The following is a 25666-nucleotide window of genomic DNA, read 5'->3' as shown; positions in this document are numbered from 1 at the left end:
TTGACGGACTGGTCAACCGAAACGTGCGATCGCCTTAAAAATGCGATCAAACTGACAGATCGGGCTAAAATTGATGAGAGTCCCACCCATCCAGAGCAGAGCATGAAACCCATCCGATACTCGTTCAGGCGGCGCTTTTGGTTATTTGCGATCGCCCTATCGATCCCGTGCACCCTATTCGCCCATCAAATTGACACGACTCCGGCGACAGAAACCCCCTTTTTAGTCGATACCGAAGCGGGAACCGTCTGGAGAATTTTCGGTCTGGAAATTGTCGGAAAAGTCACCGGCGAACAGACAGATGGTAAATACGCCGTCGTCGTCACTGCCACCCCCCCAGAAGGCGGGCCTCCCCTGCACGTCCACACCTACGAAGATGAGTTATTCTACATTCAATCGGGGATCTACGAATTCCACCGTGGGGATGAAAAAGTCATTGCAGAAACAGGGGATTTAGTACACCTACCCCGAGGCATTCCCCACCGGTTTCGGAATATTGGAACGGAGACGGGGGTGACGATGAATACCATGATTCCCGCCGGTTTCGAGCGATTTTTTATCGAAGTCGATCGCCTGCCCAAAGATCGGCCCCCGCCGCGATCGCAGATCGAAGAAATTGCCGGTCGCTACGGCCTGCGGTTTTTACCCGAATCATAGGAAACCCCACATTGCCAAGAAACCGGGTTTCTACCAGAGTCGCTCCTCCCTCACCCGATTGTCCCGAAGAAACCCGGTTTCTACTTCCCACCCGATGACCGCTACACTAGGTCAATGTAAGATCACTCGGACTGAATGACCCGTGCTAGACGAACAAGCGAAAACAACGATTCTGCGTAAAATGCCCCACGCCCTCTACATCTGCGGCGTGAAGGACGGCGAGGAGATCAACGGCTTCACCGCCAGTTGGGTGATGCAATCCTCCTTCAAACCCCCCCTGGTGGTCAACTGCGTCCGCAACGACTCCAAATCCCACGCCATGATCGAGGCCAGCGGGGTCTTCTCCCTCAGCTTCCTGGAACTCGGACAAAAGGACATCGCCCAGAAATTCTTCAAACCCCAGCGTTTGGTGGGCAACAAATTTGAGGATCTCGAATTTCAACTCGGCGAAACCGGCTGTCCCATCCTCTCCGACTGTCTGGGTTACATCGAGTGCAAGGTCGTCGGCAGCGTCAAAGAAGGCGATCACTCCGTCTTCGTCGGAGAAGTCATCGCCGCCGGTGTCCACCGGGAGGGAGAAATTCTCAACCTGGCCAGCACCGGCTGGAATTACGGCGGCTAAGAATTGGGATGTGGGGTGTGGGGTGTAGGGGCAACCTGATACGGTTGCCGGTTCCCATTCCCCATTCCCCATTCCCCATTCCCCATTCCCCATTCCCCATTCCCCATTCCCCATTCCCCATTCCCCGCACGCAGCACGAGCAATTCTTGCGGTAGAACACAGTTCAGACAAGCGAACCATGCCTTTAATTAAAGTCAAAACCTCCATTCCCCAACCCGAAAAATCCGACGTGGAAAGTTTGCTCAAAGATCTCTCGGCATCCCTGGCCAAGCACCTGAGCAAACCGGAATCCTACGTCATGACGGCCTTCGAGCCGGACGTCCCCATGACCTTCGGGGGAACGACAGACCCGGTCTGTTACATGGAAATCAAGAGCATCGGCAACATCACCCCCCAGACGACCAAAGCCATGAGCAAGGATTTCTGCGAGAAAGTGGGTGCGGCCCTGGGCGTTCCCGCCAATCGGATTTACATCGAATTTGCCGACGCCGAGCGATCGATGTGGGGCTGGAACGGCAGCACGTTCGGATAAACTAGGGTGTCGGGAAGAATTGACCATTGACAATTGACAATTGACCATTGATTTTTGGTCTCCCGACTCCCAATTCCCGATTCGGGTCCGCCAAGGAACCCTCCGCCGCGAAGAACGACTCAACTTAGAGATTCTTTACAAAAGAGAAGGCTGTGATAGTATCTGGGTGGATTTGCAGGACCAATAGAGGCGACAGAGCCTCGTGTCCGTGGTGGAGGAGATTCCAGGAGTGCGCGATCGCATGGCATTAGGATATTCAAGCGTTGGTTCCGGTCGGGGTCAACTCGACCCCCTGCGGATTGGGGTCATTGGTGTGGGCAACATGGGGCAGCATCACACGCGGGTCCTCAGTTTGCTCAAGGATGTACGGCTGGTGGGGGTTTCCGATATCAATGTCGAACGGGGACTCGACACCGCCAGCAAATATCAAGTTCGTTTTTTTGAAGATTATCGAGATCTGCTCGAGCACGTCGATGCGGTGTGCGTGGCGGTTCCGACTCGCCTGCATTACTCCGTCGGGATGACCTGTCTGAAGGCGGGGGTGCACGTCTTGATCGAAAAACCGATCGCGGCGAGTATTTCGGAGGCCGAATCCCTCGTCAACGCGGCGGCGGAATACCAGCGAATTCTGCAAGTCGGACATATCGAGCGGTTCAATCCGGCCTTCGGGGAACTGAGCAAAGTTCTGAAAACCGAGGAGTTGTTGGCCCTGGAGGCCCACCGGATGAGTCCCTACTCCGACCGGGCCAACGATGTCTCGGTGGTGTTGGATTTGATGATTCACGACATCGATTTATTGTTGGAGTTGGTCGCCGCCCCGGTGGTGAAACTGACGGCCAGCGGCAGCCGAGCCTCGGATTCGGGTTATCTGGATTATGTGACCGCGACGTTGGGATTTTCCAGCGGCATCGTCGCGACACTCACCGCCAGCAAAGTCACCCACCGGAAGTTGCGATCGATCGTCGCCCACTGCAAAAACTCGCTGACGGAGGCGGATTTTCTCAATAACGAGATTTTGATCCACCGCCAAACGACGGCGAATTACGTCACGGATTACGGCCAGGTTCTCTACCGCCAGGACGGGTTGATTGAAAAGGTTCACACCAGCAATATCGAACCCCTCCACGCCGAGTTGGAGCATTTCGTCAGTTGCGTTCGGGGGGGAAATCAGCCCTCGGTGGGCGGCGAACAGGCTCTCAAAGCCCTGCGGTTGGCGAGTCTGATCGAACAGATGGCCCTCGACGGCCGGGTTTGGAACCCCCAGGATGCCGGATACCATCTCAGTTCCCCGACGGTTCAGATCAATTGACCATTGATAATTGACAATTGATAATTCAAAACATTATCAATTGTCAATTGGATGGGGAAAAAGAATCAGGGATTTTAACAACAAGGAAACTGTAACCAGAGGAGCGCCCACTGTTATCAATCGGCTCAAACACCGATAATTGTGAATTAATTATCAATGATCAATTATCAATTAAACGATCGCTCACCAGTCGATTGCCTTCGGGACTCAGGTGGATGTGATCTCGGTAGAGGGTTTCGGGTTGGGGGTGGTCGTTGAAAATCGGCAGAAAGTCGATGTATTCGATATTTTCCGTTTCGGCCAGGGATTTGAGGCGATCGCGGGCCTTGAGTTCGTAATCCTTCGGACCCGGTTCGCCGATTTCCCGCCGCAGGGGAGTCATGGCGAGTCGGAATCGGGCGTCGGTTTGGGTGGCGATCGCATTGATCTCCCGGATGGCATCCAAATTGTAGCCCACCGGGTCCCGGGGCACTGCGACGGGAGGGGACGATTCCGGCGGCGGTTGGGACGGTGCGAAGCGATCGAAAACCTCTACAATCGCCAGGGGGGGTTTGCGATCGGGATAGTTGCGATCGCGCCCCACCACGGACGGATCGGGCGGTTTGGAAAACAGGTCGTCGGTATTGATCACCAACACCACCGTCGAAGCGTCAAATAACCCGAATTGTCGGACGTAGGCCAACTGATTCGGCGGGCCCCAGGAATTGGCCGAAGCGTTGAGCACTTCCACCGCCTCCCCCTTTTGACGCTTCTGGGATAGGGACGCCATCATCGCCGGGATGGTTTCGTCCTGGTCCGTCCACCACCCCCCGTTGACGATGGAATCCCCCAGTACCATCACCCGCAGGGTGTCGGGGTCGGGGGCCGGCCGGAGCGAAGATCCGCGCATGGAATATTCGTTGATCTCGACCCGGTTGCCCATCCGCCGCGTCCGCTGAGACGGCGCGAGCAAATAGCCTATCTTCTCGTCAGCCTTGTAAATCGGGGGGTTCCCGAACCCGAACAGCAGCCGCAACCCGATTTCCAGGAGTGCGATCGCGCCGAGAACCCCAACCACGACAATCAGCAAAATTCTCACCAATAACCTCCTTCCTCGCCCGAAACACCTGGGAGTCAGGGCCAAGAGCCGGGGTAAATCCCCAATCCCTAATCCCCGATGGACAATTCCCCGCACCCCGCACCCTGCACCCTAATTCTTCCATCCTGTCACGGGAACCGATAAAATTCTAAAATATATGGTTTTGAACTGTTGTGAGCTGAATTGCCAACCCGCCTTTGCCAAGCCTGCGGCTCGGACCTATGGTTTATAACATTTTGGTGGTTTAAGGTAAACCCGTGGACTTAAATCAAATCTTCAACACTGACAATCCAATTATTGGTGTCGTCCATCTGCTGCCGCTCCCGACATCTCCCCGATGGGGGGGAGATCTGAAAGTGGTGATCGATCGCGCCGAACAGGAAGCCACCGCCCTCGCCTCTGGGGGGGTGAACGGAATCATCGTCGAGAACTTCTTCGACGCCCCTTTCGCCAAGGAGCAAGTCAACCCGGCGATCGTCAGCGCCATGACCCTAATCGTCCACCGCCTGATGAATCTGGTGACGCTCCCCATCGGCATCAACGTGCTGCGAAATGACGCCCAGAGCGCCCTGGCGATCGCCTCCTGCGTGGGCGCACAGTTCATCCGCGTCAACGTGCTCAACGGCGTGATGGCGACCGATCAGGGCCTGATCGAGGGCAACGCCCACGAACTGCTGCGCTACCGCCGGGAATTGGGCGGCGACGTCAAAATTTTGGCCGACGTCCTGGTCAAGCACGGCCGGCCCCTGGGGTCTCCCAACCTGACGACGGCCGTCCGGGAAACCACCGAGCGGGCGCTGGCCGACGGCATCATCCTGTCGGGCTGGGCGACGGGAAGCCCCCCCAGCCTCGAAGATCTCGAACTCGCCCGCACGGCGGCGGGGAGTACCCCCATCTTCATCGGCAGCGGGGCGAACTGGGAAAATATCCCCACCCTGATTCAAGCCGCAGACGGGGTGATCGTCTCCAGCTCCCTGAAACGCCACGGCCGCATCACCCAACCCATCGACCCGAGTCGCGTCGGCCAGTTCGTGGATGCCATGCAACGGGGACTCAAACCGGGCGATCCGTCCCAGTGGACCGTGCCATCGGAGCCGGAATTCCCGGTCAAAAATCCCCGGCCCTGACCCGAAAAGGGGAGCGCCCCCGGACATTCGGCTACACTGAGAAACTGAGAAGTTCAACTCACCTGTATTTGCACCCAGTCTGTTATGGTTCCCAGTCCGTCTGCCCCGTGGATTTATCGTCATTCTCGGACGCTCATTTTTGCGATCGCCACTCTCGGCGCGATCGAAACCGCCTATTTGACGGGGGCGAAACTCTTGGGGCGATCGGCCATCTGCCCCACCCAGGGATGCCACGACGTCCTCAACAGTTCCTACGCGACGGTTTTCGGCCTGCCCATCAGCCTGTTCGGGTTTTTGGCTTACCTCGGCATGGCCGCTCTGGCCGCCGCCCCCGGGCTGGCTAACCCCGACAGTCAAAAAGCCCTGCGGGCCCAATTAAACCGCTGGACTTGGTGGCCGATGTTCGGTCTGGGGACGGCGATGGCCGTGATGAGCGGGTTCTTGATGTACCTGCTGGCCTTTGAACTGCACGCCCTGTGCCCCTACTGCATCGCCTCGGCGACGTTTTCCGCCACCCTATTTCTCCTCACCCTCGTCGGCCGCTCCTGGGAAGATTTCGGACTGCAAGCCCTGGTCGGGGTGGCGGTGACGATGGTGGCTCTCGTCACCGTCCTCGGCGTCTACGGGGGTTCCCCGACCACCGCCACCGAAACCGCCCAGCTCGCCAGTCGCCAGATTACCACCCCCTCCGGGCCGGCAGAACTTTCCCTCGCCCGCCACCTGAAGCAGATGGGGGTCAAAACCTACGGCGCCTATTGGTGCCCCCACTGCTACGAGCAGAAGCAACTGTTCGGCCGTCAGGCTTTTTCCATGTTGGATTACGTCGAATGCGACCCGAAGGGCAACAACGCCCGACCCCAACTCTGCCGCGACGCGGGAATCAAAGCCTATCCCAGTTGGGAAATCGACGGACAACTTTATACCGGACGGCTGGCATTGGAAGAACTCGCCCAGTTGTCGGACTATCAGGGACGGCAAGATTTTATCGGAAATTTGGGTTTAAAATCCCGTCCTTAGAGAACGCCATCCCATTGCCCATTCCCCATTACCTGCCCGCCGCGCCACACCGATCGCCCACAACGAGATCGGCAGTGCTATAACAGAAAGTGGAAGGGCATCTACGTCGATTCAAAGTCGGTGGAAAGGAAGTTCGGGAACAGCGCATCGAAGGTTTCCGAAACGGAAGCTCGCCGAACTTTCAGGCGATCGCGAGTTCTCCGGAATGGCTATCGTTCCGGAAGAAAACGTTTCATACATTGAGATGAACGGCTCTCGAGATCGAACGACTCGCCGGGTCGGGTGAATCTATGGCAGCCAAAAGGCAACAACTCCGGAAACCAAGGAGAAGAAAAAGAGTTCACCGTCTCGGTTTGAGCATCATGACGATCTCGGAACCGCTCCGGCGGTTGCTATCAATAACAATCCCTGTTCAGAGGTGGCAAAAGCGATCGTATGTTTAGAATCTTCAAGGGACTGGCTCCTTCCCCGATCAAAAAGTTGGCATCTCTGAAACACAAGTTGACAAGGCGAAAGCACGTTTTTGTCACTTCGTTGGGGGTCGGATCGGCGGTCATTTTGCTGAGAGTTTTGGGGCTGTTGCAAATCTCCGAATTGGCGATTTTTGACCTTTTTATCCGCCTGCGTCCCCTCGAAGCCCCCGAGGATCGCATCGTCATTATCGGGATCGATGAGAAGGATTTGGCGACATACGGTTTCCCAATTTCTGACAAAATTTTAGCCGAATTGTTGCAAAAAATAAATGCGGATCGACCCCGGGCGATCGGTTTGGATTTATATCGAGATCTGCCGGTCGAAACGGGGCATGAAGCGTTGAATCAAGCCTTTGAAACCATCCCCAACTTGATCGGCATCGAACTGATTGAAATGCCGGCAGCTCCCGGAGTTGCACCGCCTCAGATTCTCGCCGATCGCGACAAAATCGGATTCAATAATTTTGCGGTTGATATCGATAGCCGGGTGCGTCGAAATCTGTTATTTGCCGGCAATTCCGAGGGGGAAGTCCGGCGGAGCTTTGCCCTCCAGTTGGCGACCATCGAGCTGGAAGCCCGGGGCTTGACGCGGGAGCTCACCGACAATCAAGAGGTGAAATGGGGAAATATCGTTTTTCCGAAATTTAGACCCAATGACGGACCCTACATCAGAGCGGACGATGCCGGTTATCAAGTGTTGGCGAATTTTCGGAATCCCCGGGGTGGGTTTAAAACGGTTGCCATGCGGGATGTGATGGAGGGGAAGGTTTCTCCCACTGTGTTCCGCGATCGCATCGTTTTGATCGGCCAGACGGCTTTTAGTATCAAAGATCTGCACTTCACCCCCTACAGCAGCAGTTTATTTCAGCAGCCGAAGCGCCAGTACGGGGTCGAACTTCACGCCAATTTTCTCAGCCAAATTTTGACGGCCGTTTTGGACGGACGGACGCTGATTTATGTCTGGCCGGAGGCGGTCGAATGGCTGTGGATTTTGGGCTGGTCGGGGGTGGGGGCCTGTTTGTGTTGGAAATTGCGATCGCCTTATCGTTCGACAACCATGATTCTCCTCATCGGCGTCGGGATTGTCGGCGGCGGTTACTTGGCACTTCTGGGGGGTTGGTGGGTCCCTGTCTTTCCCCCCCTGCTGGCCCTCGGTGGTTCGGCCGTGGTCGTCATGGCTCACCTGGCACATTTGCAGGAGGAATTGAAGCGATCGACCGATTTTTTAAATAGCGTGATCAATACGATTCCCGACCCGATTTATGTCAAAAATAAAAACCATCAAAAAATTGTCGTCAACAAGGCCTACGCCCGCCTGGTCGGCCTGCCCGCGGACAAAATTCAGCTCCGGACGGACTACGAATTATTTTCCCGGTCGGAAGCGGACGTTTTCTGGGGGCAAGATGAGCAGTCTTTTCACACCACTTGGGAATTGGAAAACGAGGAAAAATTGACCGATTTTTATGGCAAAGAACACTGGATCGCGACGAAGCGATCGCTCCACAAGGATGCCGCGGGCAACCAATTTCTGGTCGCGGTAATCCGCGATATTACGGAGCGGAAAAAATCCGAAGCGGCCCTCCGCAGCCGCGCCGACCTCGACCCGCTCACCCATTTGCCCAATCGCAAACTTTTTGAAGAACGTTTGACTCAATCCCTGCAGTGGGCCGACGCTCAAAATAAATGGGTCGCCCTGCTGTTTCTCGATCTCAACCATTTTAAAAGCATCAATGATACTTTGGGACACTTGGTCGGCGATGCCCTCCTCCAGTTGGTGGCCGGACGCCTGCAAGACTGTCTGCGGGCCAGCGATACGGTGTGCCGCCTCGGCGGAGATGAGTTCACGGTTATTCTTCCCGGGATTCCGAGTCAGGCCGACGCGGCCCGGGTCGCCGACAAAATTTTGGACAGCATCGGCCAAGATGCGGAAGTTGAGGGACATCTGCTGCGGGTGAGTACCAGTATCGGCATCGGCTTGTATCCCGTTCACGGCCGCGATCGGGAAACTTTGATCCAAAAGGCGGACGGCGCCATGTATCGCGCTAAACGGCAATATCCCGGCGGGGGGTACGAATTTGCCGAGCCTTGACCGTGGCGTTGGGGCTTTCGGGATCGAGACGGCGGACTTGCTGTCGGTTGGTTCCCTGGGGTATATTAAGGGTTGGGTATTTATATCGTTAAACTTAACAATTCTTAACATACTCCCAATCCTTGACAATGGGCCGCTCTTGCCCTTGTCAATCGGATCGACACGCGCTTCGGGGAGACATCCGTAAAATCACTGAGTATACTGAGAGTGAAACAGGGAAAGGGACCGGCTAACCGACCGGCTATCAAGCGATCGAGCTAACAGAGGTTTATCCGCTATGGGGTGCTTGCTCAAACTGACAACTCTCTTCGCCCTCGCGATCGGGATTCAACTCAATCTGGCGATCGCCGTCCGGGCTGAAACCGAACTGACCCAAGGCGAAACATCTACAATTTGTCTGACTCCTTTCGACTCTTCCATCTGCAACCAAGATCCGCCCGTGAACGGCGTACCCGACGGAGACGCGGGGGGGAGTCGGTAAATCTGTCCGGCTGAGTCTCGTTTTCACGAACCCGACCCGTGAAACGTGGGGAGGGGTTTGTCTGCCCAATTTATCCTTTTTTCAGGCTTCTTGTCACCCCTAAAAGTTTATATTAATTGCCCATTAAACACCGCCCAAAGCTTGTAGCCGTTCTCGACAGTTAGTTGCCCACTCTATATTTCCCAATTCTGTATAAAGCTTTTCAGCCTCCTCAAAAAAACCCCCGATCGCCCTAACAAAAAGTCAGAACAATCGGGGGCAAAACACGCTCATAAAAACCGAAAATTAGAGCTGTTTCACTTCCGAAGCCAACTTAGCAACCATGTCCTTGGCGCTGCCAAATAACATCATGGTTTTATCCTTGTAAAACAGATCGTTATCAACCCCCGCAAATCCAGTGCTGAGGCTGCGCTTGATGACGATCGTGTGCTTCGCCCTGTCCACATCCAAGATCGGCATCCCGTAGATGGGGCTATTCTTATCCTCCCGCGCCGCCGGGTTCACCACATCATTCGCCCCGATCACCAAAGCCACGTCGGTCTGGTCGAATTGGGGGTTGATGTCGTCCATATCGTACAACTGCGGGTAAGGCACGTTCGCCTCGGCCAGCAAAACGTTCATGTGTCCCGGCATCCGTCCGGCCACCGGGTGGATGGCATATTTCACATCCACCCCCAGAGATTCGAGCATATCCACCAATTCCTTGACGGAGTGCTGGGCCTGGGCGACGGCCATCCCGTAACCGGGAACAATGACCACGGAGCGGGCGTAACCCAACATCATCGCCCCCTCTTCCGGGTCGATGTTGCGGACGGTTTTATCCGTCGCACCGCCGGAACCCGACGCCACCGCCGTCGAGCCCTCTCCCGTGCCGAACCCAGCAAACAGGACGTTGGTGATGGACCGGTTCATCGCCTTACACATGATGATGGTGAGGATGATCCCGGACGCCCCCACCAGGGCACCGGCGATGATCAGCAGGTTATTCATGACCACGAAACCCGCCGCGCTCGCCGCCAAACCGGAGAAGGAGTTCAACAGCGAGATCACCACCGGCATATCGCCCCCGCCGATGGGGATGACGAACAGCACCCCCAGCACCAGGGAAATGCCCACCAAACCGAGGAAAACGGGGACGTTGAAGGGGGATACGCAGATGTAAACGCTCCCCGCCAGAAACGCCACCAACAGGGCGACGTTGAAGGGCTGTTGCAGGGGGAAAAGAATCGGGGAACCGCTCATGATGCCCTGCAATTTGGCGAAGGCGATTAGGGATCCGGTGAAGGTGACGCCCCCGATCAAGACCCCCAGGACGGCGGTGACGGTGGTGGGCAGGGGGGGGGAGTCGGCCGTGGCGAGATACCGCCAGAACTCCCCGACGGCGACCAACGCGGAGGCCGCGCCGCCGAAGCCGTTGAACAGGCCCACCATCTGGGGCATGGCGGTCATTTCCACCTTGTAGGCGGCGATCGCACCGATGGCAGACCCGACGGCGATCGCGATCAAAATCATGACGTAATTCAAGACCTGCTGATTCAGCAGGGTGGCGACGATCGCGATCAGCATCCCGATGGATGCCAGCAAATTTCCGTCCCGGGCAGTCGCCGGAGATCCCAACTTTTTCAGTCCGAAGAAAAACAGGGCAACCGCCACCAAATAACTTAACTCGATGCCCGTCGGCAAAAAGGTACTCATGCCTTAGCCTCCTTTTTCTTGAACATTTGCAGCATCCGGTCGGTGACTAAAAAGCCACCCACCACGTTGACAGTCGCCAGCACGACGGCGATTAAACCGAGAATCACGGTGATGCTCCAATTCTGCTCCCCGGCAACGATCAGCGCCCCCAAAACGGCAATTCCGGAGATGGCGTTGGCGCCGGACATCAGAGGCGTGTGCAGCGTCGGTGGCACTTTGGTGATCACCTCAAATCCTGCAAATGATGCCAGGACAAAAACAAATAAAGCGGAAATGAGTGTTTCTGTCGTCATATGTGCGAAATGTGTTGTTCGTGAATGATGAAATCGATGTCGGTCGGGTTATCCTTTCCCGCCGCCGAACTGATATCCTGTCCGCTCAAATCGTTTGGATCGAACTATTTTTTTGATCGGAAATCTGTTGCGATCGCTGATTGCCACAACTCGATCGGGCGGGGGATCGGAGAAGGGCTCAATGGCGGTTGGATGGGGCTTATTGACCCACCGCGACCCCCAAAGCCTGCTTCACCCGTTCCGAGCGAATTTCGCCGCCGTGGGTGACGCAGGCGCCCTCGATGATGTCGTCTTCAAAGTTGAGGTCGAGTTCCCCTTCCTTCGTGACCATCAGCTTCAGCAAGGCCGAGAGGTTTTTGGCGTACACCTCGCTGGCGTGGACGGGCATGGAGGCGGGCAGGTTGATCGGGCCCATGATGGTGACGCCGTTTTTCTGCACGTTCTTACCGGCTTCGGAACCCTCGCAGTTGCCGCCCTGGTCGCTGGCCAAGTCCACGATCACCGATCCGGGCTTCATTTGGGCCACCATGTCGGCGGTGACAAGGACGGGGGCCTTTTTGCCGGGAACTTGGGCCGTGGTGATGACGACATCAGAAGCAGCGACGTGTTCGGTCAGGACTTCCCGGGTGCGCTGTTTAGCCTGCTCGGAGATTTCCTTGGCGTAGCCGCCCTCGGCGACGGTATCTTCTTCGAGGGTGACATCGACAAATTTGGCCCCCAAACTCTGGACCTGCTCCTTCACTTCCGGGCGGATGTCGAAGGCCTCCACGATCGCCCCCAGACGGCGGGCCGTCGCGATCGCCTGGAGCCCCGCCACCCCGGCGCCGAGGATCAGTACCTTAGCCGGCCGGATGGTGCCGGCGGCGGTGGTGAGCATGGGGAAGTATTTGGGCAGGTTAGCCGAGGCGATCAGGACGGCCTTGTACCCGGCGATGTTCGCCTGGGAGGACAGGGCGTCCATGCTCTGGGCGCGGCTGGTGCGGGGGACCATCTCCATGCTCAGGGCCGTCACCCGGCGATCGCTCAATTTCTGGATCAGGGCCGGATCTCCGAGGGGATTCAGGAATCCGATCAAAATTCCCCCTTCCCGCAATTTGCCGATTTCGTCCGGTTCGGGCGGACTCACCTTGAGGAGGACGTCGGCCTCCCCCCAAAGTTGGCCGGAGTCGGCGATCACTTTCGCACCGGCTTCCTCATAGAGGGCGTCGGAGAAAAAAGCCTTTTCCCCGGCCCCGGCCTCGACACAAATTTCGAGGCCCTGTTTGACCAGTCGGGCGACCACATCGGGGATGAGGGCGACGCGGCGTTCATTAACAGCCAGTTCTCTGGCGATCGCAATTTTCATACACGCTCCTTGCTGTCTAGGATTCACTTCGGATGGGATGATACAGGAGGAATTCGTCTCGATGGGGTTGGCAAATTTACTGGCTTCAAGTCGCCGGGGCCAGCACCGGGGGCAGCTTGGCGAAATGGAGGCGATCGGGTCAATTCAACTTCTCATGCTGGATGGCTCGACACGGGACTCTCGGTTGTGTCAAAATGAGTTTCTAATTTTGCATCCTATATGGGAATCATCTCGCTCGATTCAGATCTTTAACTTGTCTTTATGTAGTTCAGAATTACCAGACAAAATCTCAAATTGTTACAGGAGTGAATATTATGATGCGCCGTTTGCTATCCGGGTTCGCCCTCGCCGGCTGTGTGTTAGCCGGCTTTCCTACCCTCACCCTCTCCCAAGGAACGCCGGGGATCACCATCTTCGGCGGCCCGGAGCGGGCCAACCTCCTCAACTTCTACCTGCAAAGCGGCCAAGCCGGCCGCTGGGACCGCTACAAGCTGAGAATCCCCGCCAACAAATTAAACTTGGCGGTGGCCCTGGTTTCGATTTCCTACCCCGACTATTACGAAGGGAAATTCGACCCCGACCGCATCGAAATCCGCATCGGCGGGGAATCCATCCCCCTGGATGAGGTGGTCTGGGACGAAGAAAACCACTTCATCGAAATTTACCCCGCCGAACCCATCCCGGCCGGCCAGAAACTCGAAATCGTCCTGTCCAACGTGAAAAATCCCAACTTTGGCGGGATGTACCACTTCAACGCCAACATCCGCACCCCCGGGGATGTGCCCATGTTACGGTACGTCGGGACTTGGGTGTTGAGCATCGACTAATTAGATCGAGGCAGGGGAGGCAGGGGGGCACAGGAGGCGACCGGAGGCGACCGGAGGCGACCGGAGGCGACCGGAGAATCTAAAATCTAAAATTCCCCGCTCCCGACTCCCGACTCCCGACTCCCGACTCCCGACTCCCGATTCCCGACTCCCAGCCTGTGATAAAATTGTGGATTGTGATTTTTAAGATCGACTGGGAGGATTGACAGATGGCTCAACAGACGCTGAAGGGGACGAGTCGGAAGCGGAAGAGAGTCTCCGGTTTTCGGGTGCGGATGCGGACGCGCAACGGCCGCGCCGTGATCAAAGCCCGACGCAGCAAAGGCCGCGCCCGGCTGTCCGTCTGACATTCGGGTGTCGGGGATAGGGCGAAAATCGAGAATCGGGCGAGTCAACTCGGCCCGATGCATTTAAAATTGTCATGTTGCCCCAGGCGAATCGACTCCGCAATCGGAAGGATTTCAAAGCGGTTTACACTCGCGGCGTGCACCGCAAAACCCCCCATCTGACGCTGAGGGCGCTGAAGCGACCCGGCCCGGAACCGGACGGCGAAGCCGAAAGGGCGAGTCGGTTCGGGATTTCCATCAGTCAGAAAGTCAGCAAACGGGCGGCCCGCCGAAATCGGATCAAACGACAAATTCGAGCCGTCCTGCGCGAGTTGCTGCCCCACATTTCCCCCGGTTGGGATGTCGCGATCGTCGTCAAACCGACGGCGGTCGGGTGCAATTATGCAGAATTTCTGCAAGAATTAGAACAGTTGTTAGCACAGGCAGAGGTTTTAAATGGGCATTCGGGAGGAGAGCTTTTATGAAGGCGGCCCCCACATCGGAGATTTGATTCTCAACGTGTTGATCGGATTTACGGTGATCGGCCTGCCCCTGACCGTGGGGGCGATCGTGCGGGCGCTGTGGCTGCGCTACCGGATCACCAACCGGCGGGTGTCCGTGATCGGGGGTTGGATGGGGCGCGATCGCACCGATGTCGTCTACTCGGAAATCGTCAGCATCGCCAAAGTGCCCCGGGGGTTGGGAATTTGGGGGGACATGGTGCTGACCCTGAAAAATGGAAATCGCCTCGAACTCCGAGCCGTCCCGCGATTTCGTGAAATTTACGACTACATCAGCGAGAAGATTGCCCAGAAACAGGGGCGGGCGCCGGGGGCGATCGGCCAGTGAACCGCACCCGCGATCAGCCCCCCGAGACGCGCCCGGTCAATTCTCACCCACGGTGTCATCCGCCCGGGATTCTAAATTTTGTATAAATAATCAAGCAGCTAGGTTAACTCTTGACGCATGGACTTTGGTATTGGGTTTCTCTCGAACAATTTGATGTTGCCGATCCTGGATTTCTTTTACGGGATCGTGCCGAGTTACGGGTTGGCGATCGTCGCCCTGACCCTGGTGATCCGCTTCGCACTCTACCCCCTCAACGCGGGGTCGATCCGGAATATGCGGCGCATGAAAGTGACGCAGCCGCTGATGAAAGAGCGGGTGGACAAAATCCAAAAGCTCTACAAAGATGACCCCGTCAAACAGCGGGAGGAGATGAGCAAAGTCTACAAAGAACTCGGAAATCCGCTCTCCGGCTGCTTTCCCCTGCTCCTCCAGATGCCCATCCTGTTCGCCCTGTTCGCCACACTGCGGGGATCACCCTTCTCCGATGTCAACTACACCGTTGACGTGCAAATTTTCCCCCAGGAACAGATCGAGCAAATTCAACCCCAAATTTACAAAACCAAACCCCAGAACGTCTACGTCGCCGACGGCGTGCATTCCTCGGTTTTAGCCGTCATTCCCAACGGCAACCGCCTCGCGGTCGGACAAAAAACCCAGCTCCAATTTGAAACGGCCCAGGGCGAGAACCTGCGATCGCAGCTCGCCACCTACGAAGATGCCAAAATCGAACCCCACTGGACGATTACGAACGGGGAAGATAAAGTCCGCATCGACGATCGCGGCAATTTGGTCGCCCTCGAAGCCGGGGAAGTCACCGTACAAGGGACGCTCAAAGGCATCGCCGCCGACAAGGGCTTCCTGTTCATCGACGCCCTGGGACGGGTCGGTGCCTTCGACGACGACGGCAAAATCCACTGGGATATCGTGGGCATGATCCTGGGATTCGGGATCAGCCTGTACCTCAACCAAGTCCTCTCGGGGCAAAATCAGGCGTCCGGCGCCAACCCCCAACAGGATACGGTCAACAAGCTGACGCCGGTCTTATTTACGGGGATGTTCTTCTTCTTCCCCCTGCCGGCCGGAGTGCTGCTGTATATGCTGATCGCCAACATTTTCCAAACGGTGCAGTCCTTCATCCTCTCCCGGGAGCCGCTGCCGGAAAATCTCCAGAAAATCGTCGAAGAGTCCAACGCCAACGCCAAAACCGGCGGTAAAGGCGACAAAAAAGACAAGAAAGGCCAGAAAACAGAAAGCGGACGGGCTTCCCTCCCCTTTGAACCCGGACATCCCAAGAAAAAAGCGTAAGGCGAGCAATGGATCAGACTCAAATCGATCCGGCCAAAGCGTGGCTGGAACAACTTCTTAAACTCGGGGGCATTTCGAGTAACGTCGTCCCTTCGGAGGTCGAAGAGGCCTGCTGGCTGACCATCGAAGACACATCTTTGACCCCCGAACAGATCGCCAAGTTGATCGGGGCGAACGGCGAAGGCCTCGATGCCATGCAGTACCTGATCAACACCATCCTCAACCTGGGGAAAGAAGAAGGTGCCCGAACGGCTTACACCGTGGAGTTGAACGGATACCGATCGCGCCGCTACCAAGAACTGCGAGCCCTGGCAGAAAATACCGCCACCCAGGTGCGGCAGACGGGGATCGAGTTGGAAATCAAATCCCTCTCCTCCGTCGAACGGCGGCTGATCCACAATATCCTCAAAGACAGCGAGGACATCGAAACCTACAGCCAGGGCACCGAACCCGATCGCCGCCTGGTGATCAAGATGAAATCCTGAATATCATTGCAAATGGAAGCGGGGATTCGACCACTATGGAGTCCATTTACATCCCTCACCTGCTCAAAGCACCCCGGCGGACGGTGGAATTTCAGTTCGAGGAATTTCTCCCCGGTTTGGAAACCCTGACCCCCGTGCGGGGCCACCTGCGCGTCACCTACAAGACCACCTTTTTGGACGTGTGGGGGCGGGCCGAGGCGATCGTCACCCTCACCTGCGATCGCTGTCTGAAGCAGTACAACCACCGCCTAAAAATCGACACGTCCGAACCCCTGTGGTTGGATGCCTCAGCCGATCGCTCTCAGGGGGGAGAAGAAGTCGAGGTCGCCTTTGAAGACCTCGTAGAAACCCTCTCCCCCAACGGCCATTTCGATCCCGGCGATTGGCTGTACCAACAACTGTGTCTGGCCCTGCCCCAACGCCAACTCTGCGAGGGTCCGTGCGAACCGCCCAAATCCTCGACGCCGGACTCCTCGGAATCCGGCGTTGATCGCCGCTGGGCCGCACTCGAAGCCCTGAAGCAACAACTGTCCGGCTAGTTTTTGGGGGAGTCGGGAGTCGGGAGTCGGGAGTCGGGAAAAATTGACAATTATCCATGAATTTTCCGGCGACCGTCGCCCCAACAACAAATAATCTGCGACCATCTGCGAAATCTGTGGACAAACATCAATGACCCAATTCAGCCAGGAGTTTGAACTGCTGCTGCGATCGCGCTACCCCCTAATCTACATTCCCACATTGGAGGAGGAGCGCGTCGAACAGACCATCAAACAGGCCGCCAAAACCCAAGGAAACCGGGCCGTCTACGTCTGGGATTTCGTCGAGGGGTATCAGGAAGGCAACCCCAACGATATCGGCATGGCGACCCGCAACCCCCTGCAAGGCCTGGAATTCGTGGAAAAAGTCCCGGACTCCACCCCCGCCATCTTCATTTTTCGGGACTTCCACCGATTTTTGGAGGATATTTCCATCTCCCGGAAGATCCGCAACCTAGCCCGACGGCTCAAATCCCAGCCCAAAAATTTGGCCATTATTGCCCCCCAAATCGCCATCCCCGAAGACCTGAGCGAAGTGCTGACGGTGCTGGAGTTTCCGCTGCCCGATCGCGATACGATTTCCACCGAGGTGGAACGGCTGCTGACGGCGACGGGACACCGCCTGGAACCCCGGCTGCTGGACGAGATGGTGCGATCGTTCCAGGGCCTCTCCATCGAGCGCATTCGGCGCATCCTCGCCAAAGCGATCGCCACCCACGGGGAACTCCAACCCGACGACGTGGAACTGATCCTGGAAGAAAAGCGCCAAACCATCCGCCAGACCCAGATTTTGGACTTCTACCCCGCCCGAGAAAATATCTCCGACATCGGCGGCCTCGACAACCTCAAGGACTGGCTGCTGCGGCGGGGCGGGGCCTTTTCCGAGCGGGCGAGACAGTACGGCCTCCCCTACCCCCGGGGGTTGCTGCTGGTGGGGATTCAGGGGACGGGCAAATCCCTGACCGCAAAAGCGATCGCCCACCACTGGCACCTGCCCTTGCTGCGGTTGGACGTGGGGCGGCTGTTCGCCGGGTTGGTGGGGGAGTCGGAGTCCCGCACCCGCCAGATGATCCAACTGGCCGAAGCCCTGGCGCCCTGTGTCCTCTGGATCGACGAAATCGACAAGGCCTTCGCCGGCGCCGACGGCAAGGGCGACGCGGGGACGACGAGCCGGGTGTTCGGGACCTTCATCACCTGGCTGGCGGAAAAAACCTCCCCCGTGTTCGTGGTAGCCACGGCTAACAACATCCAGGCGCTGCCGCCGGAAATTCTCCGCAAGGGGCGCTTCGACGAAATCTTTTTCGTCGGGTTGCCCAACCAGGACGAGCGCAAGGCGATTTTCGAGGTGCACCTGACCAAATTGCGGCCCCAGGGCCTCAAAAATTACGATCTCTCCCGCCTCGCCTACGAAACCCCCGATTTTTCCGGGGCGGAAATCGAACAGAGTTTAATCGAGGCCATGCACATCGGCTTCAGCCAAAACCGGGACTTCACCACCGAGGATATTTTGGAAGCCGCCAGCCAGATGGTGCCGCTGGCCCGGACGGCCCGGGACCAGATCCAACTGCTGCAGGATTGGGCCGCGGCTGGGAAAGCGCGGATGGCGTCCCGGCAAGATAGCCTCACCCGGCGTCTTCAGGGGTAAAATCGGCTATGATATCCATGCACTTGGACTGTTCGCGATCGCATGACCATCGGCACTTCTCGCTCTATGAACCTATACGGCATCTTTAAGTTTCTCGTCGGGTTTATCCTCGCCCTGCTGATTTTGGCGGGGGCGAGTATCGCGGCGGCGCTGTATTTTGCCGCCCGGTTGACGGAACTCCCCGAACGGCCCACTTTCTCCAACGACAAACCCGCCACCACCGCGGCCACCACCGCGGCGGAACCGGCATCGAACCCCGCACCTGCGCCCGAACCCACGCCGGAATTGGAGGAGGGGGCCTACCGGGCGATCGTGGTTCAGCCCATCGGGCTGATTCTCCGGGACAGCCCCAGCCTCGATGCCAACCGCATCGGTGGTATAGGATACGAAGAAGAAGTGATCGTTTTGGAAGAGAGCGCAGATCAAGCGTGGCAGCGGGTTCGGGTTCCCGATGATGACGAGCGCACCGGTTGGGTGAAGGGCGGCAACACGGAAGCGATCAATTAATCCGAGCCGCTTTTTGGGCGGACAGACGCTCTCGGGGTGTGGGGAAGAATCGATAATTGATCATTAACTTTTCTTCTCCCGACTCCCCCCTCGGATCAGTTAGATGCCAATCCTGGAATGATCAAAAATACAAAGTCTCGGGATAGATCGCCAAAAAAAATCTTCGGTACGATCTAATTTCGACCCCGAACTCTCATCTGTATGTTTTTTACTTGTATCAAGATTGACAAATTTTTGACAAGTCGCACGTTCGTGTGTCGTTCATTTGTGTGACTGGCAAATGATTCCAATGAAATTTGTGCAAATTCTCGCCTCAAAAATGATATTCCGATCGTTCAATCCTCCCACGAAAATCACGGTCTTTTCCAAACCTTAACCTGACCGTCCCAGTCGCCGCTGAGAATGGTTTGACCGTCGGGAGAAATACCGATCGCCGTGACGTAACCCGTATGTCCCCGCAAATTTCCCCGCATCTCCCCGGTGCTCAAATCCCAAATTTTCACCGTCCGGTCCCAACTGCCGCTGACCAAAGTTTTGTTGTCCGATGCGATCGCCACGGACCACACCCCGTCCCCGTGTCCGGCGAGACGGCGGATCGGCTGTCCCGTCCCCAACTGCCACAGGGCGATCGTCCCGTCCGCACTGCCGCTGGCGAGAATTTCCCCGTCCGGACTCACCGCCAACGACAACACCGATAACTCGTGTCCCTCCAAGGTGCGGATCGCCTCCCCGGTTTGCAAATTCCACAGGCGAACTGTGCTGTCCCGGCTTCCCGTCGCCAAAATTTGACCGTCGGAACCGATCGCGATCGCCCCCACCAGTTGAGAATGTCCCGCCAGCGATCGCAACAGTTGCCCCGTTTCCACGTCCCACACCTTCACCGTCCCATCCCAACCCCCACTCGCCAGGGTTTGGCCGTCGGGACTCAACGCGATCGCCAACACCGCGTTGGAATGCCCTTCGAGGGTCTGTTTTGGGGAAAATGTCCCCGTTTCCAGCCCCGACGGCAGATCCCAAATTTTGATCGCCCCGTCGTCCCCCGCCGTCGCCAATATATTTCCGTCCCGACTCACCGCGATCGCATTCACCGCCCCGGAATGGGCCGGAAACGACGCCCTCAACCCCCCCGTCCCCAAATTCCACAGGGAGACGCTTCCATCGCTGCCGCCGCTGATGCCGTAGGAAGCCGTTACCGCGATCGTCATCACCTGTCCCGACTCCTCCCGCAGACTCGCCGCCAAAGCAAACCCCCCGTCAGAAGAGACATTTTCAGCCGGAGAAATCGGAAGGGATGCCGTCACGGTGGGCGTTTCTTCCTCCGTCCTTTCCGGCGTTGCCGTGGGCACCGATGGCAACGTCGCCGTTTTTCGCCAATCCAAAAAGCGATTAATTTCGATCGCGGCGGCCGCGATACTATCCGGATCGAGTCCGAACTGGACGATGCCGTTGATGCCGATCAGGTTCCCCCGTTCGTCCAACACCGGGCCCCCGCTCATGCCACTACGGACCAGGTTCGTATAAACTAAACTGTAACCCTGACTCCCTTGTTGGCGGTGCGTCACCTCCCCGGCGGTGCTCAAAAACAACCGCTGTCGCAAACTGCCCCCCGATCGCGGCCACCCCGCCACGTAGACTTTGGAGCCCACACCCACGCGATCGGAGTCGGCAAAGGTCCCCACCCGATACCGCTGCGAACTGGTGAAGGGGACGATCGCCAAATCCAACTCCGGTATCCGTTCGATTAAACTGTAGTAGACGAAATGTCGCTCTCCGTCCGGCGTCACCACCTCGTAATCCCCGACCCGGTTGACGACGTGCCAGTTGGTGAGGACGTAGTAAGTATTGCCGGATTTTTCGACGATCGCCCCCGATCCGCCCCGGGGCCCGTCGATGCGGACGGTAATTTCTCCCGCGATCGCGTTAATTTCGCCGGGGGTGAGGGCGGCGGTGTCAGTTTCGGCCAAAGTCGGCGTCGCGAAGCCGTTTTGGGAGATACTCAGTAACAGCAGTCCCGTCCCCTGCAAGGTGATAGCCAGAAGGGTGGGGAGGATAGGTTTGAGGTTCATCAATGGTTTGTCGGGATGGGGCGCGCGCACTACATTTCTTCGCGTCGGAACTCCTCCAAAACCCGCATCAGATCCCCCACGACGGCGGACGGAATCAGGCTGGCTAGGGGCACCCCCGTTTTTCCTCCCCCCAACTCGACGGAGATACTTTGGAGGACACCAACGACTTGACGTTCTTCGACATCCCCATTTTCCAACATCGGATACAGTTGTTCGGCGATGGTAGTGTGAAGGTGGGCGTCGGCGAGGTACAAATGCCACTTGGCGATATCGATATAGACATTTTCGCCGATGCTGGCGGCTAGTTTTTCGATCGCGACAGTGTTGCTGGAACTGGACATCTTGAAACTCCCGTGAGTGAGGACTATTATCCGATTTTGTTGGATTCTAGCTTAACATCGGGCGATCGTCCTTTCCCTCAATCTTGGGTGGGGGATGGGAAGGAATCATCGCATCAGCCGATCCGAGGGATGGGAACCCAGATTTCTCCCTTCGATTATAATATGATTTTGTAGGATGCGTTAGCGAAGCGTAACGCATCGCCCCATCATTTCAATCACTCAAAAAACATGACCCTCACCCCCCTAGAACCCCCAGCCAGATTACAACCCCAAGGAGAGCGACGGGTGGTTTTTCGTGGCATCGATTGGGAGGGCTATTTGCAAATATTGGAAATCTTACCCCAATCTCGGGGATCTCGCTTGATCTATGATAACGGAATACTTGAAATCACCATGCCCTTGGAAGATCATGAATTTGCCCGCTGTTTGATCGAGCGATTTATTGTCATTTTAGTCGAATTATTGGGGCTACCCATGAAGACGATGGGATCGACCACCATGAATTATCCAAAATTCAAAAAAGGGGTGGAACAAGACAACGCTTATTACTTTCAAAATCAGCCCTTGGTGAAGGGACGCAATGTAGATTTTTCCCAAGATCCGCCGCCGGATTTGGTGGTAGAAGTGGATATTACAAACACGGATATCGCCAAAAATCAGTTTTACGCGAGTTTGGGCGTGCCGGAATTGTGGCGATTTGACGGACAGGTGTGGCGGATTTATCAGTTGCTGTCCGGGGTGTATCGGGAATGCGATCGCAGCCCCACGTTTCCCCAAGTTCCGAAGGAATGGCTTTACGATTTTCTGACCACAGCCAGAGAGGATGAAGTCGGGGCGATGCGGGCTTTGAGACGGCGTTGGCAAACCCTCTATCCGGAGTCTTCGGACCGGTGAGAGAGAGAAAAGCGATTGTGTAATAAAGCCAACTCTGTTCTCGGATTTTCTGGGCTTCTTTAACCCGAATTTCTCCAGACATGAATGGGATAAAAGACGATCGCTTTTCGTCAATGATAGTCCCCAACCCCCCATTTAAAGAAACTGAGGGGTCAGAACCGGGGTGTCAGAAACGGGGTTTTTCCCTCATTCTTTGCTGGGGGACGGGGCCGAATAATCGGCGATCGCAAAAATGTAAATGGCGTGAATCAACAACAGGGAAGCCCAACCGCCCGTCACCCACACCGCCCAGGGCCAGGTGGCTTTGGCGAGATTGTGAAAAAACCACAGTCCCGAATTGCAGGCGGCGAAAATGGCGACGTGGACGGCAAAATTCATGCGATCGTCCAGACGGCGGAAGGCGGGGTCTTTGCGATCGGGTTCGCGGGGCCAACGGGGAGGCATTGAATTGATATCCTCAACACTTGTTCAACCCCCTATTTTAGTGGCAATTGGGGCGAATTGTTTGCCCATTCTAATTATTATCATCCACCAGAACCGCGTTTGAATTGGGCCGGATCTGGGAACCGTACCGCCGCGTCCAGATTTTCGTCAGTTCCGCCCCCAACAGAAAAATTTGGGCGGAGTAGAAGATCCACAGCAGGAGGACGATAAAAGAACTCGCCGCCCCGTAAGCCGAGGCGACTCCGGCGTTACCCAAATACAACCCGATCAACGTCCGGCCGATAATGAATAAAACGGCGGTGATCGCCGCCCCGACTCCCACATCCGCCCAGGCAATTTTAACGTCCGGCAAGACCCGATAAATTTGTCCGAATAACAGGGTGATTAGAATAAAAGTGATGACATTATCGGTGATAGACCACACAAGAGTTGGCACGGGAATAACCTGTCCCAACCAATCATTAATTCCGGAAAGAACCGAACTGACGATCAGAGAAAGTAGCAGGATAAAACCGATTCCCAATACCATGAAAATGGCGAGGATGCGGCTGCGGATGAATCCCCAGATGCCCTGTCCGGGTTTCAATTCGACTCCCCAAATGATATTTAACGCCTGTTTAAGTTGGGCGAAAATTGTGGTGGCTGCAAAAATCAGTGTGGCGATACCAATCAGGGTCGCAATGATGCTGGAACTGGGTTCAAATTGACTTTGAATGACATTCTGAATCACTTCGGCCCCCTGTTCGCCCATCACCTTCGTGATTTTGTCCACGACTTCTTCTCGGGCGGTCGCTTCGCCGACAATAAAACCGGCGATCGCGATAATTATCACCAACAGGGGGGCGAGGGAAAAGACCATGTAATAGGCGAGGGCTGCCGCCAGGATGGGAACTTTGTCTTCTTGCCAAGCGGCCAGAGTTTCTTGGAGGATACTTTTGATGGTAGTTAGGTTCACGGCCGGAGTCCCGGTAAACAGCGGTAATGGCGGGCGATCGCCCCACTCTTCTGGAGTGCTAGAATGGCTCGTATCTGAGACTATAGCAGTTTTCCAGATTCCGCAACTGTCAATTGATAGAGTTTCCTGAAAATTGCCCGGGAGAGCGATCGCTTGAAATCATCTGTCGGGGATGGGGACAACAATTGATGACACCGCCATCAATTTTTTTACCAATCATTGAATTATGGTCTATAATAGGTCGAAATTTTGGATTCGAGATGCGATCGCCCCGATGAATACCAAACCAGCCAAAACGGTCATCGATCTATTTTCCGGCGCCGGGGGGATGTCCTGCGGCTTGGAAATGGCGGGTTTCGAGTGTTTGTTGGGTGTGGATTTCGACAAGGCAGCGATTCAAACCTTTCAAGCCAACCATCCGAATGCAAAAACCATTTGCGGGGATTTGTTGGAAATTTCGACATCTGAAATTCGGGAATTGATCGGCGATCGCAAAGTTGACTTGATCTGCGGCGGCCCCCCCTGCCAGGGATTTTCCACCATCGGTGCCAACGATCGCAACGACAAACGCAACTTCCTGTTTCGGGAATTTCTCCGAGTCGTAGATGACCTAAAACCCGATTATATTATCGTCGAAAACGTCACCGGATTGCTATCCAGAAATAACGAAAATACCCTAAAAGCCATCCTCGGCAGTTTCATCGATTTGGGATATGCGATCGATGTGCGGGTACTCTCCGCCCACCATTACGGAGTCCCCGAAAAGCGGAGACGGACAATCTTTCTGGGCAATCGTTTCGGCGTCAAAAATCTCTATCCAAACCTGCAATTTCAAGACAACGAAGCCGATTTACAATTCCTGCCCCCCGCCCGAACCGTCGGCTGGGCGTTCGAGAATTGGTTGGAAGATAACGGAGAATGTCACAATCACGATATCGAAAAAGCAAAAATTTCTAATCCCCTAGAACGCCGCAGACTCCGCCACATTCCGGAAGGGAAAGAAATCCGCTACGAACGCGATCAAACCGCCTATTTACCCCCCGAACTGTGGTTCGATGTGGACTGGAAAACGCTGCGGGAAGAACGGTTTCGGGAAGCCAAACTGAAACGCCTCGATCGCGATCGCTGTTCTAACACCATCAACACCAGCCGCACCACCTACTATCATCCCACAGAAGACCGCTATTTGACCCCCCGGGAGGCGGCGGCGATTCAATCGTTCCCCCCCCATTTTATCTTTAAAGGCACCCTAACCCAGCAGTGGCGACAAATCGGAAATGCCGTTCCACCCCTGTTGGCGAAGGCGTTGGGGGAGGCAATTTTAAAGTTGGATGACTCTCGGAAAGACTGCGATCGCATCGGCAAAATCCGAGATATTAAAGACATTCGCGCCCAAGCCTTTAATTATCGAAATAATGACTCTAAATCTCCGGAATTCGTTCAACTGAGTTTGTTTTAAACAAGTCAAAAATACCATAATAAAAATTGCCAATTCATTGTCAATATAGCTTGCAATGAAACAATTAAACCCATACCGCCAGTTGATTCAGAAGGTGCTGGCGGAACACAGTCGATACAAACTGTCTTACGGGGATCTCGAACAGTTTACAATCTACGATACCGAGAACGACCCCGATCAACTGACGACGGTGGCTTGAACGGCGATCGCGGCGTATTTAGTTGTTTAACTCATAGCGTAGCACAGGCATCTTGCCTGTGAATAGCGTAGCACAGGCATCTTGCCTGTGAATAGCGTAGCACAGGCATC

28 protein-coding genes are annotated in these 25666 nt (G+C 55.9%); 20 read left to right on the top strand and 8 right to left on the bottom strand.

What is annotated here, in order from left to right; genetic code table 11:
• The 4 genes from AC0QHF_RS05160 (at window position 1) to AC0QHF_RS05145 (ending at window position 3120) form a co-directional block, all read left to right on the top strand.
• Window positions 1-657 carry a cupin domain-containing protein gene (locus tag AC0QHF_RS05160; protein WP_324703116.1) on the top strand — a complete coding sequence of 219 codons (657 nt, stop codon included), beginning with the start codon at window positions 1-3 and terminating at the stop codon, window positions 655-657.
• A gap of 142 nt (window positions 658-799) precedes the next feature.
• Window positions 800-1279 (top strand): flavin reductase family protein, encoded by a 480-nt coding sequence (locus AC0QHF_RS05155; protein WP_324703115.1) that lies wholly within the window; start codon window positions 800-802, stop codon window positions 1277-1279.
• Between the two features lie 178 nt (window positions 1280-1457).
• Entirely contained in the window at window positions 1458-1811 is a 354-nt protein-coding gene (locus AC0QHF_RS05150) for a phenylpyruvate tautomerase MIF-related protein (protein WP_324703114.1), read from the top strand.
• A gap of 241 nt (window positions 1812-2052) precedes the next feature.
• Window positions 2053-3120, top strand: a complete 1068-nt coding sequence (locus AC0QHF_RS05145) for a Gfo/Idh/MocA family oxidoreductase (protein WP_324703125.1) — start codon at window positions 2053-2055, stop codon at window positions 3118-3120.
• A 160-nt stretch (window positions 3121-3280) separates the two neighbouring features.
• Here AC0QHF_RS05145 and AC0QHF_RS05140 read toward each other — a convergent pair whose 3' ends face one another.
• The gene (locus tag AC0QHF_RS05140) at window positions 3281-4201 is read right to left on the bottom strand and encodes an SGNH/GDSL hydrolase family protein (protein WP_324703113.1); all 921 of its coding nucleotides are present in this window, start codon (window positions 4199-4201) and stop codon (window positions 3281-3283) included.
• 254 nt (window positions 4202-4455) lie between these two features.
• Here AC0QHF_RS05140 and btpA point away from each other — a divergent pair, with 254 nt between their 5' ends.
• From btpA to AC0QHF_RS05120, 4 genes are all read left to right on the top strand, one after another.
• Entirely contained in the window at window positions 4456-5325 is an 870-nt protein-coding gene (gene btpA, locus AC0QHF_RS05135) for a photosystem I biogenesis protein BtpA (protein ID WP_324703112.1), read from the top strand.
• Between the two features lie 84 nt (window positions 5326-5409).
• Entirely contained in the window at window positions 5410-6342 is a 933-nt protein-coding gene (locus AC0QHF_RS05130) for a vitamin K epoxide reductase family protein (RefSeq protein WP_324703111.1), read from the top strand.
• 435 nt (window positions 6343-6777) lie between these two features.
• Complete coding sequence (locus AC0QHF_RS05125) at window positions 6778-8904, top strand: CHASE2 domain-containing protein (RefSeq protein ID WP_324703110.1); 2127 nt, start codon at window positions 6778-6780, stop codon at window positions 8902-8904.
• A gap of 277 nt (window positions 8905-9181) precedes the next feature.
• Window positions 9182-9385 carry a hypothetical protein gene (locus AC0QHF_RS05120; RefSeq protein ID WP_324703109.1) on the top strand — a complete coding sequence of 68 codons (204 nt, stop codon included), beginning with the start codon at window positions 9182-9184 and terminating at the stop codon, window positions 9383-9385.
• A 285-nt stretch (window positions 9386-9670) separates the two neighbouring features.
• Here AC0QHF_RS05120 and AC0QHF_RS05115 read toward each other — a convergent pair whose 3' ends face one another.
• The 3 genes from AC0QHF_RS05115 to AC0QHF_RS05105 all read right to left on the bottom strand — a co-directional run bounded on the left by AC0QHF_RS05115 (window position 9671) and on the right by AC0QHF_RS05105 (window position 12718).
• The gene (locus AC0QHF_RS05115) at window positions 9671-11080 is read right to left on the bottom strand and encodes an NAD(P)(+) transhydrogenase (Re/Si-specific) subunit beta (protein ID WP_324703108.1); all 1410 of its coding nucleotides are present in this window, start codon (window positions 11078-11080) and stop codon (window positions 9671-9673) included.
• Window positions 11077-11373, bottom strand: a complete 297-nt coding sequence (locus AC0QHF_RS05110) for an NAD(P) transhydrogenase subunit alpha part 2 (protein ID WP_324703107.1) — start codon at window positions 11371-11373, stop codon at window positions 11077-11079. The genes AC0QHF_RS05115 and AC0QHF_RS05110 overlap by 4 nt, the downstream gene beginning before the upstream one ends.
• Window positions 11374-11572: 199 nt before the next feature.
• Window positions 11573-12718 carry a Re/Si-specific NAD(P)(+) transhydrogenase subunit alpha gene (locus AC0QHF_RS05105; protein WP_324703106.1) on the bottom strand — a complete coding sequence of 382 codons (1146 nt, stop codon included), beginning with the start codon at window positions 12716-12718 and terminating at the stop codon, window positions 11573-11575.
• 317 nt (window positions 12719-13035) lie between these two features.
• Between AC0QHF_RS05105 and AC0QHF_RS05100 the strand changes: the two genes are divergently transcribed.
• The 9 genes from AC0QHF_RS05100 (at window position 13036) to AC0QHF_RS05060 (ending at window position 19198) form a co-directional block, all read left to right on the top strand.
• Window positions 13036-13545 (top strand): DUF2808 domain-containing protein, encoded by a 510-nt coding sequence (locus AC0QHF_RS05100; protein WP_324703124.1) that lies wholly within the window; start codon window positions 13036-13038, stop codon window positions 13543-13545.
• 209 nt (window positions 13546-13754) lie between these two features.
• On the top strand, window positions 13755-13892 hold the full coding sequence (rpmH, locus tag AC0QHF_RS05095) for a 50S ribosomal protein L34 (protein ID WP_324703105.1): 138 nt from the start codon (window positions 13755-13757) through the stop codon (window positions 13890-13892).
• A gap of 74 nt (window positions 13893-13966) precedes the next feature.
• Window positions 13967-14356, top strand: coding sequence for a ribonuclease P protein component (gene rnpA / locus AC0QHF_RS05090; RefSeq protein WP_324703104.1), 390 nt, complete (start codon window positions 13967-13969; stop codon window positions 14354-14356).
• Window positions 14328-14720 carry a PH domain-containing protein gene (locus AC0QHF_RS05085; protein ID WP_324703103.1) on the top strand — a complete coding sequence of 131 codons (393 nt, stop codon included), beginning with the start codon at window positions 14328-14330 and terminating at the stop codon, window positions 14718-14720. The genes rnpA and AC0QHF_RS05085 overlap by 29 nt, the downstream gene beginning before the upstream one ends.
• Before the next feature lie 117 nt (window positions 14721-14837).
• Window positions 14838-16025: a membrane protein insertase YidC gene (yidC, locus tag AC0QHF_RS05080; protein WP_324703102.1), complete on the top strand. Its 1188-nt coding sequence runs from the start codon at window positions 14838-14840 to the stop codon at window positions 16023-16025.
• Window positions 16026-16033: 8 nt separating this feature from the next.
• The gene (locus AC0QHF_RS05075; protein ID WP_324703101.1) at window positions 16034-16510 is read left to right on the top strand and encodes a Jag family protein; all 477 of its coding nucleotides are present in this window, start codon (window positions 16034-16036) and stop codon (window positions 16508-16510) included.
• Between the two features lie 35 nt (window positions 16511-16545).
• A complete protein-coding gene (locus AC0QHF_RS05070) occupies window positions 16546-17049 on the top strand; it encodes a YceD family protein (protein WP_324703100.1) in 504 nt (167 codons plus the stop codon).
• 130 nt (window positions 17050-17179) lie between these two features.
• Window positions 17180-18691 (top strand): AAA family ATPase, encoded by a 1512-nt coding sequence (locus tag AC0QHF_RS05065; RefSeq protein ID WP_324703099.1) that lies wholly within the window; start codon window positions 17180-17182, stop codon window positions 18689-18691.
• Between the two features lie 66 nt (window positions 18692-18757).
• Window positions 18758-19198, top strand: coding sequence for an SH3 domain-containing protein (locus AC0QHF_RS05060; RefSeq protein WP_324703098.1), 441 nt, complete (start codon window positions 18758-18760; stop codon window positions 19196-19198).
• Between the two features lie 353 nt (window positions 19199-19551).
• Here AC0QHF_RS05060 and AC0QHF_RS05055 read toward each other — a convergent pair whose 3' ends face one another.
• Both AC0QHF_RS05055 and AC0QHF_RS05050 read right to left on the bottom strand, forming a co-directional pair.
• Entirely contained in the window at window positions 19552-21264 is a 1713-nt protein-coding gene (locus AC0QHF_RS05055; protein WP_324703097.1) for a WD40 domain-containing protein, read from the bottom strand.
• A 29-nt stretch (window positions 21265-21293) separates the two neighbouring features.
• Window positions 21294-21605 carry a DUF3181 family protein gene (locus AC0QHF_RS05050; RefSeq protein WP_324703096.1) on the bottom strand — a complete coding sequence of 104 codons (312 nt, stop codon included), beginning with the start codon at window positions 21603-21605 and terminating at the stop codon, window positions 21294-21296.
• A gap of 228 nt (window positions 21606-21833) precedes the next feature.
• On the opposite strand from AC0QHF_RS05050, the gene AC0QHF_RS05045 reads away from it, so the two are divergent.
• Window positions 21834-22499, top strand: coding sequence for a Uma2 family endonuclease (locus tag AC0QHF_RS05045; protein WP_324703095.1), 666 nt, complete (start codon window positions 21834-21836; stop codon window positions 22497-22499).
• 186 nt (window positions 22500-22685) lie between these two features.
• Here the strand turns inward: AC0QHF_RS05045 and AC0QHF_RS05040 are convergent, their stop codons facing one another.
• Together AC0QHF_RS05040 and AC0QHF_RS05035 are read right to left on the bottom strand one after the other, a co-directional pair.
• Window positions 22686-22943 carry a 2TM domain-containing protein gene (locus tag AC0QHF_RS05040; protein WP_324703094.1) on the bottom strand — a complete coding sequence of 86 codons (258 nt, stop codon included), beginning with the start codon at window positions 22941-22943 and terminating at the stop codon, window positions 22686-22688.
• A gap of 70 nt (window positions 22944-23013) precedes the next feature.
• Complete coding sequence (locus AC0QHF_RS05035) at window positions 23014-23898, bottom strand: YihY/virulence factor BrkB family protein (RefSeq protein ID WP_324703093.1); 885 nt, start codon at window positions 23896-23898, stop codon at window positions 23014-23016.
• A 226-nt stretch (window positions 23899-24124) separates the two neighbouring features.
• On the opposite strand from AC0QHF_RS05035, the gene AC0QHF_RS05030 reads away from it, so the two are divergent.
• Both AC0QHF_RS05030 and AC0QHF_RS05025 read left to right on the top strand, forming a co-directional pair.
• Window positions 24125-25357, top strand: a complete 1233-nt coding sequence (locus tag AC0QHF_RS05030) for a DNA cytosine methyltransferase (protein WP_324703092.1) — start codon at window positions 24125-24127, stop codon at window positions 25355-25357.
• Window positions 25358-25412: 55 nt separating this feature from the next.
• On the top strand, window positions 25413-25556 hold the full coding sequence (locus tag AC0QHF_RS05025; RefSeq protein WP_324703091.1) for an element excision factor XisI family protein: 144 nt from the start codon (window positions 25413-25415) through the stop codon (window positions 25554-25556).
• Window positions 25557-25666: the final 110 nt, after the last annotated feature.

It is taken from the genome of Lyngbya sp. CCY1209, from assembly GCF_055795065.1.
This window is presented reverse-complemented; position numbering and strand designations above follow the sequence as displayed.

Bases quoted from the DNA above. Each gene is read 5' to 3' on its own strand.
- AC0QHF_RS05150 (WP_324703114.1), top strand. From the start codon at position 1,458: ATGCCTTTAATTAAAGTCAAAACCTCCATTCCCCAACCCGAAAAATCC.
- AC0QHF_RS05145 (WP_324703125.1), top strand. From the start codon at position 2,053: ATGGCATTAGGATATTCAAGCGTTGGTTCCGGTCGGGGTCAACTCGAC.
- AC0QHF_RS05130 (WP_324703111.1), top strand. From the start codon at position 5,410: ATGGTTCCCAGTCCGTCTGCCCCGTGGATTTATCGTCATTCTCGGACG.
- AC0QHF_RS05125 (WP_324703110.1), top strand. From the start codon at position 6,778: ATGTTTAGAATCTTCAAGGGACTGGCTCCTTCCCCGATCAAAAAGTTG.
- AC0QHF_RS05120 (WP_324703109.1), top strand. From the start codon at position 9,182: ATGGGGTGCTTGCTCAAACTGACAACTCTCTTCGCCCTCGCGATCGGG.
- AC0QHF_RS05115 (WP_324703108.1), bottom strand. From the start codon at position 11,080: ATGAGTACCTTTTTGCCGACGGGCATCGAGTTAAGTTATTTGGTGGCG.
- AC0QHF_RS05110 (WP_324703107.1), bottom strand. From the start codon at position 11,373: ATGACGACAGAAACACTCATTTCCGCTTTATTTGTTTTTGTCCTGGCA.
- AC0QHF_RS05105 (WP_324703106.1), bottom strand. From the start codon at position 12,718: ATGAAAATTGCGATCGCCAGAGAACTGGCTGTTAATGAACGCCGCGTC.
- AC0QHF_RS05100 (WP_324703124.1), top strand. From the start codon at position 13,036: ATGCGCCGTTTGCTATCCGGGTTCGCCCTCGCCGGCTGTGTGTTAGCC.
- rpmH (WP_324703105.1), top strand. From the start codon at position 13,755: ATGGCTCAACAGACGCTGAAGGGGACGAGTCGGAAGCGGAAGAGAGTC.
- rnpA (WP_324703104.1), top strand. From the start codon at position 13,967: ATGTTGCCCCAGGCGAATCGACTCCGCAATCGGAAGGATTTCAAAGCG.
- AC0QHF_RS05085 (WP_324703103.1), top strand. From the start codon at position 14,328: ATGGGCATTCGGGAGGAGAGCTTTTATGAAGGCGGCCCCCACATCGGA.
- yidC (WP_324703102.1), top strand. From the start codon at position 14,838: ATGGACTTTGGTATTGGGTTTCTCTCGAACAATTTGATGTTGCCGATC.
- AC0QHF_RS05075 (WP_324703101.1), top strand. From the start codon at position 16,034: ATGGATCAGACTCAAATCGATCCGGCCAAAGCGTGGCTGGAACAACTT.
- AC0QHF_RS05070 (WP_324703100.1), top strand. From the start codon at position 16,546: ATGGAGTCCATTTACATCCCTCACCTGCTCAAAGCACCCCGGCGGACG.
- AC0QHF_RS05065 (WP_324703099.1), top strand. From the start codon at position 17,180: ATGACCCAATTCAGCCAGGAGTTTGAACTGCTGCTGCGATCGCGCTAC.
- AC0QHF_RS05060 (WP_324703098.1), top strand. From the start codon at position 18,758: ATGAACCTATACGGCATCTTTAAGTTTCTCGTCGGGTTTATCCTCGCC.
- AC0QHF_RS05055 (WP_324703097.1), bottom strand. From the start codon at position 21,264: ATGAACCTCAAACCTATCCTCCCCACCCTTCTGGCTATCACCTTGCAG.
- AC0QHF_RS05050 (WP_324703096.1), bottom strand. From the start codon at position 21,605: ATGTCCAGTTCCAGCAACACTGTCGCGATCGAAAAACTAGCCGCCAGC.
- AC0QHF_RS05045 (WP_324703095.1), top strand. From the start codon at position 21,834: ATGACCCTCACCCCCCTAGAACCCCCAGCCAGATTACAACCCCAAGGA.
- AC0QHF_RS05040 (WP_324703094.1), bottom strand. From the start codon at position 22,943: ATGCCTCCCCGTTGGCCCCGCGAACCCGATCGCAAAGACCCCGCCTTC.
- AC0QHF_RS05030 (WP_324703092.1), top strand. From the start codon at position 24,125: ATGGTCTATAATAGGTCGAAATTTTGGATTCGAGATGCGATCGCCCCG.
- AC0QHF_RS05025 (WP_324703091.1), top strand. From the start codon at position 25,413: ATGAAACAATTAAACCCATACCGCCAGTTGATTCAGAAGGTGCTGGCG.